This is a genomic window from Methylophilus glucosoxydans (genome assembly GCF_042676145.1).
In the GTDB taxonomy this organism is placed as follows: Bacteria; Pseudomonadota; Gammaproteobacteria; order Burkholderiales; family Methylophilaceae; genus Methylophilus; species Methylophilus glucosoxydans.
In genome coordinates this window covers 204,081-217,461 of record NZ_JBHTJW010000003.1, presented here as the reverse complement: position 1 = coordinate 217,461, position 13,381 = coordinate 204,081, and the positions used below count along the sequence as shown (strand labels likewise).

Here is a 13,381-nt window from a genome sequence, read left to right as displayed (position 1 = left end):
ATTGGTGATTGACGCGGCATGGCTTCTTGCTGCAAGATAAAAAATAAATACATTGATCGCAATTAATTTCAACTTTTTGGCCAGCACACGGTCAGTCTGAACAGGCGGTATGCCTGTGCTTGAAATAGCATCAACGCTTGCGAAATCCATATTGCGTATGCCTACGCAAATAAAATAACTTAAAAGAAACCCTGACGATGGACCATAACCTGAGCCTGATTACCACCATTGCCGTCGCGTTTGCGCTGGCACTGGTGTTTGGACTAATTGCCGAAAAACTCAAATTGCCTGCGCTAATTGGTTATTTACTGGCCGGCATCATGATCGGCCCCGCCACCCCAGGCTTTGTCGCCGACCTTGAAATTGCCTCGCAGCTGTCGGAAATCGGGGTCATGTTATTGATGTTTGGCGTCGGCCTGCATTTTTCGGTACAAGACCTGCTGTCGGTCAAACGCATCGCCCTGCCCGGCGCACTGGCGCAGATGACGCTGGCAACGTTGCTAGGCATGCTGGTCGCCTGGAGTTGGCACTGGAGCTGGGGCGAAGGCCTGGTATTTGGTTTGTCCCTGTCTTGCGCCAGTACGGTGGTATTGCTCAAGGCGTTGGAGTCACGCCGTATTCTGGAAAGCATGAACGGCAAGATTGCAGTCGGCTGGCTGGTGGTGGAAGACATGGTGACCGTGCTGGTACTGGTGTTGATGCCAGCCCTGGCGGGCGTGCTGGGCGGTAGCCAGAGTGAAGCAACCAGTGTTGCCGCCATATGGCAAACCATAGGCATGACCTTGCTCGAAGTGACAGGCTTTATTGCCATCATGCTGGTGGTCGGCAAGCGGGTGTTGCCGTGGTTGCTCTGGTATGTGGCGGGCACTGGCTCGCGCGAGCTGTTCACGCTGACCGTGATCGCGGTGGCGATCGGGGTGGCGTTTTTTGCCTCTACCTTATTTAATGTCTCGTTCGCATTGGGTGCGTTTTTTGCCGGCATGATCATGCGTGAATCAGAATACAGCCACCGTGCTGCTGAAGATTCGCTGCCGTTCCGCGATGCCTTTGCCGTGTTATTTTTCGTCTCGGTTGGCATGTTGTTTGACCCCAGCATTCTGATCAAACAGCCCGTACAGGTGTTGTCTGTGGTAGCCATTATTATCCTGGGTAAGTCGCTGGCGGCGGTGGCGATTGTGCTGGCCTTGCGTTATCCCTTAAATACCGCGTTAACCGTAGCCGCTAGCCTCGGGCAAATCGGTGAGTTCTCGTTTATTCTGGCCGGGCTGGGGGTCTCACTCAACCTGATGTCCCCCGATGGCATGAGTCTGGTACTGGCAGGCGCGCTCATTTCCATTGCCTTGAACCCGCTGGTGTTTGCATCGATCAAGCCGCTGGCCAATTGGGTAGTCAGCAAGTCTGATCTGGCCCGGCAGTTCTCGTTACGCATGGACCCCTATGGTGAGTTGCCCATGACCACCGAGCGCAAGTTCCTCGAAGGCCAGGTGGTGCTGGTCGGTTATGGCCGGGTGGGCAAACGTATTGCGCAGTCACTGACCGCCGCCGCCATCCCCTATGTGGTGGCCGAACAAAACCGTGAAGTGGTGGAAAAACTGCGCAAACAGGGGCAACCTGCCGTCTCGGGGAACGCGGCGGACCCGATGGTGTTGATCCAGGCCCACATTGCCAATGCCTCCCTGCTGATTATTGCCACGCCGGATGCCATGAATATCCGCAAGATGGTCGAGATCGCCAAGCAGCTCAAACCGGATATCGAAGTCGTGATCCGCACCCATCATGAGGACGAATACCTGCGCCTGCAAAAAGAACTGGGCGAGACCGAAGCGGTGTTTTTTGGCGAGGAAGAACTGGCCAAGGGCATGTCTGCCCATGTGTTGCGGCGCTTTGAACGCCCGCATTAAGCCGCACAATCAATGACCTTGTACGCAAATTAACGTATGGCGTGCAGGCCTGGCTGGCGTTAAATTAGCACCAAGGTTAATACCTGCTACGCCCCACATTTTAATCACACCGTCAACAGCGCCGGTGATGATTCGAGCAAAAAAGCTCACCCGCCATTTGATGGCCGGTGGGCTTTTTTTATGCGTAATCGGTATGTATCGAGTCACTAGCCTTTTTTAAATTTTTCAGGAGAAGCTTCATGATACATGGTGATATTTCCAGCAGTCAGGACACCGTCGGTGTGGCCGTCGTCAATTACAAAATGCCCCGCTTGCATACCAAAGCCGAGATTCTGGCCAACTGTCGCAACATCGCCGACATGGTGGTCAATATGAAAGCCGGTCTGCCCGGCATGGATCTGGTGATTTTCCCGGAATACAGCACGCACGGCATCATGTATGACGGTCAGGAAATGTATGACAATGCCACCACCGTGCCCGGCCCGGAAACCGATATTTTTGCCGAGGCTTGCCGCAAGGCCAAAGTCTGGGGCGTATTCTCGATCACCGGCGAGCAGCACGAAGAGCATCCGAAAAAAGCACCGTATAACACCCTGATCCTCATGAATGATCAAGGTGAAATCGTGCAGAAATACCGCAAGATCATGCCATGGGTGCCCATCGAGGGCTGGTACCCAGGCAAGGAAACCTTTATCAGCGAAGGCCCCAAAGGCCTCAAGGTCAGCCTGATTATCTGTGACGATGGCAACTACCCTGAAATCTGGCGCGACTGTGCCATGAAAGGCGCCGAACTGATTGTGCGTTGCCAGGGCTATATGTATCCGGCCAAAGAGCAGCAGATTCTGATCAGCAAGGCGATGGCGTTTGCCAATAACACCTATGTGGCCGTGTCCAATGCGGCAGGCTTTGATGGCGTCTACTCCTACTTCGGCCACTCGGCGATTATCGGTTTTGATGGCCGTACGCTGGGCGAATGTGGCGAGGAAGAAAATGGCGTGCAGTATGCGGCCTTAAGCAAACACTTGATCCGCGACTTCCGCAAACATGGCCAGTCCGAAAATCACCTGTTCAAGTTGCTGCACCGTGGCTACACCGGTGTGCTCAACTCAGGCGATGGCGATCAAGGCGTGGCACAGTGCCCATATAGCTTCTACAGCAAATGGGTACAGGACCCGGCGGCTGCGCGTGACATGGTAGAATCGTTTACGCGCTCGACGTTGGGCACCAAAGAGGCGCCCATCGCAGGCTTACCTAACGAATAGTCGGATATTCTGACTGGCGATCACTCTAGGCTAGATGAAACTAGGCGAGATCACACTAGAGTTGATCCCCTCGATGCAACACAATGGCTCCGGTCTGGCCGGAGCCCCTGACGAAAGAATCTCATGGCAAACACTGACCCGATCCCGGTCGGCGTGCTGTTTTCCACCAGCGGCGCCACGGCGACCATAGAACGCTCACAGGCATTTGCCACTTTCTTTGCCATCGCAGAAATCAATGCCGCGGGCGGCATCGCTGGCCGAGAACTGGTGCCCGTCCACTATGATCCGCAGGGCATGCCGCAACAATACCAGTTACTGGCCGAGCGCATGATTCGAGAAGATGGCGTCAATGTGATCTTTGGCTGCTATATGTCCAGCACGCGCAAAGCCGTGATTCCGGTGGTGGAAAAATGGCGCAAGCTGCTGTTTTACCCCACGCCTTACGAGGGCTTTGAATTCTCGCCGCATGTGATTTACACCGGCGCGGCGCCCAACCAGAACAGTGCACAACTGGCTGACTACATGACGCGACATTTTGGCGCGCGCGTCTACATGATCGGCTGCGACTACATTTACCCGTATGAGTCCAACCGCATCATGAGTGACTTTATCCTTGAAGTTCCAGGCGGCAAAAAACTGGCCGAGCGTTATGTACCGCTGACGGCGACAGAAAAAGATTTTTTAGCGGTGGTGCGTGACATCAAGGCCAAATCGCCAGACTTTGTGTTTTCAACCGTGGTGGGGCAAGCCACCCGCCTGTTGTACCAGGCTTATGCCGAGATCGGCATGGATGCCCAGCACACCCCGATTGCCAGCCTGACCACCTCTGAAGCAGAGGTGGCAGAAATGGGCGGCGGTGCGGCCCAGGGCCACATCACGTCTGCGCCCTATTTTCAAAGCATTGCCAGTACCGAGAACCAGGCCTGCATCGCGCGCTTCAGGCAGCAGTATGGCAACGAGATTGCGCCCAATATGGCCTGGGAAGCGGCATATTTTCAAACCCACCTGTTTGCCGAAGCGATGCGCGCGGCCGGGAGCGACCAGTATGATGCGCTGTTGCCACAGCTGCTGGGTCGAGCCTTTGACGCACCGCAAGGCCGTATTGTCATTGATGCCGGCAACCACCACACCCGGCTACACCCGCGCATTGCGCGCGTCAATGCGGCTGGCCAGTTCGAGATCATCGCCGGTGGCGGTGCCGCAGCGGTAATCCCCGACCCTTATCTGGTGACGCACCCAGGCGCCAGCTGGAACAACCTGCCTTATGCGGCGGAGTATCGCGTTGGCTGAGTCGCCCACCGCCCCTCACTATGGTCAGCGCCAGGCCAAGCAGGCGCAGGCGCCGCGCTCCACGCTGGAGCTGTTCCGCCATTTGCGCCATGCCTGCATCACGATTTTTCATCCTGAGGACGAAAACCGCGAGGTATTGACACAGCAACTGCACCGGATTGGCTGCCAGACGGTCGCGCTATGGCCGCCGGTGGCTGAGCTACCCGCGCAAACCGAGCTGGTGATTTTTCTGCTAGATGCCCAAGCCAGCGCGAAAAAGAAACTGCCGTGGCTGACACCAGAGTCGGCGATCCCGCTGATTGGAGTGCTGGATTATGAAAACCCGACCACGCTGGAGACCGCCACTGCGCTGGGTTGCCATGGCATGCTGGTAAGGCCTCTGCAAGCCAAAGGCTTGCTCTCCACCCTCATCCTGACCATGCATCATTGCCAGCAATTAAAAACCTTGCGCAAACGTAACCAGCGCCTGGAAGAAAAACTGCAGGCGGCAGGCGAAATCAGTGCGGCACAAGCCATGTTGGCGCATGCGCGCGGAATCAGTGCAACCGAGGCTTACAAAGTCCTGCGCGAGCAGGCCATGCTCAAACGCGTGACGGTGGAAGACATTGCACGTGCACTGTTGCAAACCGACGGTCTATTGTCCAATCCAGCCAAACCCCGTTAGAATGCTCGCCCTTGCCAAGCGCATCGATTCTCCTGCGCACAGTTTTTGCTTGAACAAGTCCGATGATGACCGACATTTCCCCCGCACAAACCATTACCCTGGCTAAAATCAGACATATCGAGGAGCTGGAGCGCCTGGATAGCTCAATTACTTTTGTCGAAAGAATTGGGCAGCTCATTCATCAAATTCAGGCTGAACGTGGTGCCAGCTGTCTTTATTTAGCGTCTTCCGGCAAACGCTTCTCGCAGGCACGTGCGGATATCGTCGTGCAAAATCAGCAAATTGAAACCGATTTCAGGCAAGCCTTGCAACAATATCTAGACCGCCATGCGCTGACCGATGCCAAACAGTTGACGCTCATCTCTTGGATTTTGCTGGGTTTGGACCAGCTTAAAAACTTACGTCATCAAATTACGCTACTCAAGATCTCATTTGCGGATTGCATAGAGTCTTATAACCGCTTTATACAAAGCTTGATCTCGCTGATTTTCGAGATCACGGACAGCTCGGTCAACAGCAAGGTCTCCACCAGCTTGCTGACGCTCTACAACCTGGTGCAAGCCAAGGAGTTTGCCGGTCAGGAGCGTGCAGTCGGCTCTTATTTATTTGGCTCAGGCAGCATGCAAAGCGAGCATCAGCAAAAACTGCTGGAATTGATCACACAGCAAAATCGCCATTTTGAACTGTTCAGCCAGTTTGGCGCCCAGGAGCTACAGCAGGCATGGGCGGTCCTGCAAAGCTCACGCCTACAACAGCAGCATGAGCACTTGCGTCACCAGCTGACGGTGGCCAAAGATCAGCAAACGCTCAATACCAGCGCCAGTGATACCTGGTTTGCGTTGTGCAGTGAGCGCCTGAGTGAAATCTGGCTAATTCAATGCCAGCTGGTGCAATCCATGCACCGCATGCTGGCAGAACTTTCTGCCCATGCGAAAAAAGACCTGGCACAAACAAAGCAATATTTGGATGCCATGACGCAAAGCGCTGATCCCAATCATCCCCTGGATAGTAGTTTCTTCAACCTGTCGATTCCGGTCGAGAGTGCGCTGCAATTTCAGGCAAATGAAGCTAGGCATACGGCACCCGTGACTTCTATCATGCAGTTGCTGCAACAGCAATCGCAACAGATTGCCGAGATGGAAGTCACCTTGGCCGATACTAAAAAAGCCTTGTCAGAGCGCAAAGTGATCGAACGCGCCAAAGGCCTGCTAATGCGCAAGTTTGATATTGATGAAATGGAAGCCTACAAACAGTTGCGCAGTACGGCCATGACTCAAAACCGCAAAATTGTGGATATCGCGGAAAACATTCTCGCACAGACACATTTTTCCCGCGATTAACCGCTCAGGATCGGGCATGCGCACCATGCCTGTGCATATACGCGGTGTATATCTACACCTATAAAACTGTAAAATATGGACAAAAACAGCATTAAAACAAAGTGTTATTCGCAATATTAATACATGGCATAACAATTGCTATCAATCAATTAACGCGATTCCAATGGCGGAAGCGCGGGTATAAATAGGTGGTCCCCTGGCTTGTGTTTGAATCCTGGTGATTTGAATACAGCGGGTACCAACCAATTCAGCAATCTGGACAAAGGCGTCCTGACAGTAGACTCAAGCGGGTTGACTGTCAGGACGCCTTTTTGTTTTGGACTCATCCAAGAAAGTAAGAGGTATGCAATGTCTTATCTAGCCCCCGCCGAATTTGTCTCTAAGATGGTAGACGCCGGTGAATCAAAAATTTATATGGCCACGCGTGACACCGTGATTCGCGCCTATATGGCGGGTGCCATTCTGGCGCTGGCCGCTGTGTTTGCAGTGAGTATTGCCTTGGCGACAGAATCTCCTCTGGTAGGAGCTGTCATGTTTCCGGTGGGCTTCAGCATGCTCTACCTGATGGGATTTGACTTGCTGACCGGCGTTTTCATGCTGACTCCGCTGGCCTGGCTGGACAAACGCCCCGGCGTGACCTGGCCGCAAATCCTGCGTAACTGGGGTCTGGTATTTATTGGCAATTTTGCTGGCGCGCTCACGGTGGCCGGGATGATGGCTTTTATCTTCACCTATGGCTTTAATACCGATGGCGGCGCCATCGCCACCAAAGTCGCCGGTATAGGCGAGGCCAGAACACTGGGCTACGCCAAATATGGCCTGGATGGCTGGATCACCATTTTTATCCGTGGCATGTTGTGCAACTGGATGGTGTCGCTGGGCGTGGTGGGGGCCATGATTTCAACCAACGTCAGCGGCAAGGTGATCGCCATGTGGATGCCAATCTTTTTGTTCTTTTTCATGGGCTTTGAGCACTCGGTCGTCAATATGTTTCTGTTTCCATTTGCTTTGATCATGGGCGGCAATTTTTCGATTGCAGACTATCTGGTATGGAATGAAATCCCGACTGCGCTTGGCAATCTGGTGGGCGGCCTGGCCTTTACCGGCCTGACGCTGTATACCACCCATGTGCGCACACAACCCAAACGTAAACTGTAAACAATGCTCGCCTGCTCGTCGTGGCAGTGAGCCCGTCCCACACGATATCAATGGAGTTAATCATGACAAGAGATGAAGTCACAGAACTGATAGTGTTACAAAAAAATGCCTTGCAACTGTCCTGGAAAACACTTGCTGAGGCCATTGGTTTGAGCAAGGAATGGACAACGGCCGCCCTACTTGGCCAAATGACCCTCTCTGCCGAACAAGCCAATACCTTGGGAAAACTGCTACAACTGCCTGGAGAAGCCATAAGCCAACTACAAGTGGTACCTTATAAAGGATCGTTACCCACTGCGGTGCCCTCCGATCCATTAATTTATCGCTTTTACGAACTGATCAGCGTCTACGGCACCACATTTAAGGCCTTGATTCACGAAGAGTTTGGCGATGGCATCATGAGCGCCATTGACTTTAATATGGATTTGCAACGCGAAGCCGACCCTAAAGGCGATCGCGTCAAAATCACCATGAGCGGCAAGTTCCTGCCTTACAAGTCTTACTAAACGGCATGCCTGCCTCTTTGCAGATAGAAAGCGGCGCCTGCTCCGAGGCCGGACGCAAACCAGTCAATCAGGATGCGTTCGGCCTCACCACACAAGACAGCCCGCCTGCTACTGGCAAAGGTTGGGTATTTGCCATTGCCGATGGCATCAGTAGCAGCGATGTCAGCGACCAGGCTAGTACGCTGGCCATTCAGCAGTTTATACAAGATTACGCGCTCACCCCTGTAGAATGGTCAGTCAAGTCTGGTGGGTTGCAAGTCTTACGCAGTATTAATGCCACACTCAATGCGCAGACGTTTCGCAGCCCTTATCGTTTTGACAAAAACAGAGGCTACGTCTGTACCTTTAGCGCCCTGATCATTAAATCACGGGCTATCCATGTATTTCATCTGGGCGATACGCGCATTTACCGTCTCCGTGACCAGCAATTGCAATGCCTGACCGAAGACCACCGTTTCTGGGTCGATGATCAACATAGCTATCTGGCACGCGCCCTGGGCATGAGCCCGCAACCAGAAATTGATTATCACAGCGAGGCCGCGGAAGCAGGCGATGTTTATTTATTGATGTCTGATGGCGTATTTGAACACCTGACCTCAGAAGAAATCTTGCAGGATATCCAAACCGCCAGCGACCTCAATCGTCTCTGCCAGCACTGGGTTAAACTCGCGCATGCACGCGGTAGCGAGGATAACCTGACAGCACTGGCGGTGCGCTTGTTACAACTGCCCGACCATGACATGGCCTCGCTGACACAAAGCATGCAGGCACTCCCCTTTGCCCCGGCCATAGAAGAAGGTAAGCCGTTTGATGGTTACCATATTTTGCGTTGCCTGCATCATAGCCACCGCAGCCATGTTTACCTGGCACGTGACCTGCAAACGGGCACCCAGGTTGCCCTCAAAGTCCCATCGGTGGACCTGTCCGCCGATGCACAGGCACTGGAACGTTTTTACCTCGAAGAATGGGTGGCCAGGCGCATCAGCCATCGCCATATATTACGGCCGTATACGTCAGCTTCTCCGCGCAAGTTTTTATATAGTGTGATGCACTATGTGCCGGGGCAAACCTTACAACAATGGCTGCTGGATCACCCGCAACCATCCCTAGAGACCGTCCGCCAACTGGTGGAACAGATCACCAGCGCCCTGGAAGCCTTTCATCGACTGGAGATGGTCTACCGCGACTTGCAGCCGCAAAATATCCTGGTCGATACCGATGGCCAGATCACCTTGATTGATTTTGGGGCCGTGAGCGTGGCTGGTCTCGAAGAAATGAGCGAGCTAGAAAGCACGGTAACCTTGCCTGGCACGCTGCAATACTCGGCGCCAGAACAGTTTCTGGGATGGCCAGCAACGCCACAATCGGATATTTATGCCTTGGGGGTGATCACTTACCAGTGCCTCACAGGCAAACTGCCCTATGGGACAGAGGTCGCGAAGGTAAAACATCCGCAACACCTGTCACGTTTGTATTACCGGGAGATTCGCTATACACAACCGGCGTTTCCGGCCTGGGTCGACGCCGCCATCGCCCGTGCCGTGCACCCGCAGGCAGAAAAACGTTATGCGCAGGCCTCTGAATTTTTATTTGACCTGCGTAAACCGAATGCAGCCTTTCTGCGTCATGCCCATCCGCCTTTGCTGGAACGTCATCCGCTGGCCTTTTGGCGTGGCTTAAGTCTATTGCTGGCGTGTATGGTCATCCTGTTGCTCGGGCTCCTCGCACACCAGCCCAAGTCATGCGCCAATGTTGAGCAGTTCGCACGAAAGCAGTGCAACTATGCCCGGCAATAATATGCCCCTTTACAAAAGAAACTAATATTTTCATTACAATTCAATCACTTAAAAATAAAATAAAGTTGGCATGCCGTTTGCTAATGCTTATTTAAGAGCAAGCTGGATCAACGGCGATCCTGTCAAATATGCTCCGTGGCAAATGCCTGATATCAGGTAATTTGCCTAACAACTGAGTTATACCCGTTATTAAATTAATGTAAGTACCGCAGCCTTTTAGCAAAAGGGCTTGCAAGCAAAAGGACAAAGGCGTCCTGAGTGTAGACCACGGTCTGCATTCAGGACGCCTTTTTTGTTTTGTATTTTCCGAACCCCTTTTTCGAATCAAATCTCAAGGAGCCGACATGAGCAGTTCTGACAAAAAAAATGTATCCCCCACCGAGGCAACGCCGGTTGACCAGGTGAACCAGCAACGCCGCCATTTCTTTATGAATACGCTGGCAGGCGCGTTTGGTGCTGCCGCCATGATGAACATGGTGCCTTCCGCCATCCGTAGCCAGGCTTGGGCGGCAGGCTCGGATGCGCCAGAAATCACCGAAGTGAAAGTGGGCTTTATCCCGCTGACGGACTGTGCGCCGATTATTGTCGCCGCGCAAATGGGCTTTGATAAAAAATATGGCATCAAGATTGTGCCGTCTAAAGAAGCTTCGTGGGCAGGCGTACGTGACAAGCTGGTCAATGGTGAATTGCATGCTGCACATGTGTTGTATGGCCTGATCTACGGCGTCCAAATGGGCATCGGCGGCCAGCAAAAAGACATGAACGTGCTGATGACGCTGAACAACAACGGCCAGGGCATCACGCTGGCTAACCAGCTTAAGGAAAAAGGCGTCACCAGTGGCGCCACGCTGAAACGCTTGCTGGATAACGAAAACCGCGACTTTACCTTCGCCCAGACCTTCCCCACCGGCACGCACGCCATGTGGTTGTACTACTGGCTGGCGACTTATGGCATCAACCCGATGCAGGACGTGAAAACCATCGTCGTACCGCCGCCACAAATGGTCGCCAACATGCGGATTGGCAATATGGATGGCTACTGCGTGGGCGAACCCTGGAACGCCCGTGCCATTTACGACAAGATCGGCTACACCGTCGCCACCTCACAAGATATTTGGGTAGACCACCCGGAAAAAGTGTTGGGCACCACCGCTGACTTTATCGCCAAGAACCCGAATACCGCGCTGGCGTTAACCAAAGCCATCCTCGAAGCCTCACGCTACATTGATGCGACCAAAAACCGTGCCGAAGTGGCCAAGTTGATCGCAGGCAAAGCCTATGTCAATGCGCCAGAAGAAGTGATTGAAGGTCGCTTCCTCGGCCACTACGACAATGGTATCGGCAAAAAATGGGAAGACCCCAACTACATGAAGTTCTTCAATGATGGCAAGGTCAGTTTCCCTTACCTGTCAGACGGCATGTGGTTCCTGACCCAACACAAACGCTGGGGCTTGCTCAAGTCTGACCCGGATTACCTCGGCGTGGCGAAAAAGGTGAACCGCATTGATATTTATACCGAAGCCGCCAAATCTCTGGGCATTAGCGTGCCAACAGACGTGATGCGCAGCAGCAAGCTGATTGACGGCGTGGTCTGGGATGGTAAAGACCCTAAAGCTTATGCCAACAGCTTCAAGGTTAAAGCGTAATTCTTTCAAGGAGAGTCACCATGAGTGTCGTCAGCTTTAACAAGGAAAAAATCATGCAAAACAGTGAGCAGGCTGCCAAAGCAATGCCAGCCAAGCAAGCAAAACCGGTTGTCGCGGTGGTGAGCCCTCTCTCGGCCACCGCAACAGCAGCCACCCCGGCAAGCAAAAAAGCCGGGGCATGGGCGGCAATGGCCAAACGTGTCTTTGAAGGACTGTTGCCGCCTGTGATTGGCTTGCTGATCTTTGGCGCCATCTGGTCTACCGTGGCCGCCCTGACTCAGGGTTTGCCAGGACCGGTGCAGACCTGGCATTCGGCGGTGGAGCTGTTTAGCGACCCGTTTTATATCAACAACCCGAATGACATGGGCATCGGCTGGAACATCCTGAACTCGCTCAAACGCGTCGCCACCGGCTTTGCGCTGGCAGCGATTGTCGGCATCCCCATGGGGTTTATCATCGGCCGCTATGCCTTTATGTCAAAAATGGCGGCGCCGATTATCAGCCTGCTCAAGCCGGTCTCCCCACTGGCTTGGTTGCCGATCGGCCTGCTGGTATTCAAAGCGGCCAACCCGGCCGCAATCTGGGTGATTTTCATCACCGCGGTCTGGCCCATGATCATCAACACCGCCGTCGGTGTCAGCAAAGTACCGCAAGACTATATGAACGTGGCCAAGGTACTGAACCTGTCCGAGTGGAAGGTGATCACCAAAATCCTGCTGCCGTATGTCATGCCTTACATGATGACCGGTGTGCGTCTCTCCATCGGTGCCGCCTGGCTGGTAATTGTGGCGGCAGAAATGCTGACCGGCGGCGTGGGCATTGGCTTCTGGGTGTGGGATGAATGGAACAACCTGAACGTTGAGCACATCATCATCGCGATTTTCATTGTGGGCATCGTCGGTCTGTTGCTGGAGCAGTGTCTGGTCATGCTGGCCAAACGCTATAGCTACGAATAACCACGACGCCTCATTGACTGGTAAAGGACTCTGATCATGACCACCGCTGTAAAACAAGACCGCTATGTGTTGATTGAAAACGTCAACATGATTTTCAACACTAAAAAAGGCAGTTTCCAGGCCTTGAAAGACATCAACCTGTCTATCCAGGAAGGTGAATTCATCTCCATCATCGGCCACTCAGGCTGCGGCAAATCTACCGTGCTCAACCTGATTGCCGGCTTGCTGCAACCGACAGATGGCTACCTGTTTTGTGCCGGACGCGAAATCGCCAAGCCTGGCCCTGAACGCGCCGTGGTGTTCCAGAACCACTCCCTGCTGCCATGGCTGACCTGTTTTGAAAATGTCTATCTGGCCGTGGAACGCGTGTTTGCTGCCACCGAAACCAAAGCACAACTGGCAGAACGTACCCGCGCGGCACTGGAGTTGGTGGGCTTGAGCCACGCCATGGAAAAACGCCCGAATGAAATTTCCGGCGGCATGAAACAACGCGTGGGCATTGCCCGTGCCCTGGCCATGGAGCCAAAAGTGCTACTACTGGATGAGCCGTTTGGTGCGCTGGATGCGCTGACCCGTGCCGGTCTGCAAGACGAACTGATGGCCATCATGGCACGTTCTGGTTGTACTGCCGTCATGGTGACGCACGATGTGGACGAAGCCGTGTTGCTGTCTGACCGCATCGTCATGATGACCAACGGCCCGGCAGCCACCATCGGTGAAATCCTGACGGTCGATTTACCCCGTCCGCGCAAACGCCTGGAGCTGGTGGAAGACCCAGCGTATACCCATCTGCGCAGCGAAGTTTTGAAGTTTCTGTATGAGCGGCACGCCAAAAAGGCGGCCTAACTGAAAGGTGCTGGCA

11 protein-coding genes are annotated in these 13,381 nt (G+C 53.6%); all 11 read left to right on the top strand.

Translation table 11 applies throughout. The annotated features are described in order from the left end of the window. Positions 1–197 precede the first annotated feature (197 nt). The 11 genes from ybaL (at position 198) to ACFQ1T_RS12740 (ending at position 13,365) form a co-directional block, all read left to right on the top strand. Positions 198–1,901 (top strand): YbaL family putative K(+) efflux transporter, encoded by a 1,704-nt coding sequence (gene ybaL, locus ACFQ1T_RS12790; RefSeq protein ID WP_379077369.1) that lies wholly within the window; start codon positions 198–200, stop codon positions 1,899–1,901. Between the two features lie 239 nt (positions 1,902–2,140). After that, a complete protein-coding gene (locus ACFQ1T_RS12785; protein ID WP_338656972.1) occupies positions 2,141–3,163 on the top strand; it encodes an aliphatic amidase in 1,023 nt (340 codons plus the stop codon). A 123-nt stretch (positions 3,164–3,286) separates the two neighbouring features. Further along, positions 3,287–4,453: a transporter substrate-binding domain-containing protein gene (locus ACFQ1T_RS12780; protein WP_379077365.1), complete on the top strand. Its 1,167-nt coding sequence runs from the start codon at positions 3,287–3,289 to the stop codon at positions 4,451–4,453. Continuing rightward, entirely contained in the window at positions 4,428–5,117 is a 690-nt protein-coding gene (locus ACFQ1T_RS12775) for an ANTAR domain-containing response regulator (protein WP_379077362.1), read from the top strand. The genes ACFQ1T_RS12780 and ACFQ1T_RS12775 overlap by 26 nt, the downstream gene beginning before the upstream one ends. 62 nt (positions 5,118–5,179) lie before the next feature. Beyond that, positions 5,180–6,457 carry a nitrate regulatory protein gene (locus ACFQ1T_RS12770; protein WP_194747221.1) on the top strand — a complete coding sequence of 426 codons (1,278 nt, stop codon included), beginning with the start codon at positions 5,180–5,182 and terminating at the stop codon, positions 6,455–6,457. A gap of 348 nt (positions 6,458–6,805) precedes the next feature. Beyond that, a complete protein-coding gene (locus tag ACFQ1T_RS12765) occupies positions 6,806–7,615 on the top strand; it encodes a formate/nitrite transporter family protein (RefSeq protein ID WP_194747222.1) in 810 nt (269 codons plus the stop codon). A 62-nt stretch (positions 7,616–7,677) separates the two neighbouring features. Further along, positions 7,678–8,121, top strand: coding sequence for a cyanase (cynS, locus tag ACFQ1T_RS12760; RefSeq protein WP_194747223.1), 444 nt, complete (start codon positions 7,678–7,680; stop codon positions 8,119–8,121). Between the two features lie 5 nt (positions 8,122–8,126). Then, a complete protein-coding gene (locus ACFQ1T_RS12755; RefSeq protein WP_194747224.1) occupies positions 8,127–9,917 on the top strand; it encodes a bifunctional protein-serine/threonine kinase/phosphatase in 1,791 nt (596 codons plus the stop codon). 344 nt (positions 9,918–10,261) lie between these two features. Then, positions 10,262–11,563 (top strand): CmpA/NrtA family ABC transporter substrate-binding protein, encoded by a 1,302-nt coding sequence (locus ACFQ1T_RS12750; protein WP_338656969.1) that lies wholly within the window; start codon positions 10,262–10,264, stop codon positions 11,561–11,563. A gap of 20 nt (positions 11,564–11,583) precedes the next feature. Beyond that, positions 11,584–12,519 (top strand): nitrate ABC transporter permease, encoded by a 936-nt coding sequence (ntrB, locus tag ACFQ1T_RS12745; RefSeq protein ID WP_194747226.1) that lies wholly within the window; start codon positions 11,584–11,586, stop codon positions 12,517–12,519. A 36-nt stretch (positions 12,520–12,555) separates the two neighbouring features. Continuing rightward, the gene (locus ACFQ1T_RS12740; RefSeq protein WP_338656968.1) at positions 12,556–13,365 is read left to right on the top strand and encodes an ABC transporter ATP-binding protein; all 810 of its coding nucleotides are present in this window, start codon (positions 12,556–12,558) and stop codon (positions 13,363–13,365) included. Positions 13,366–13,381 lie beyond the last annotated feature (16 nt).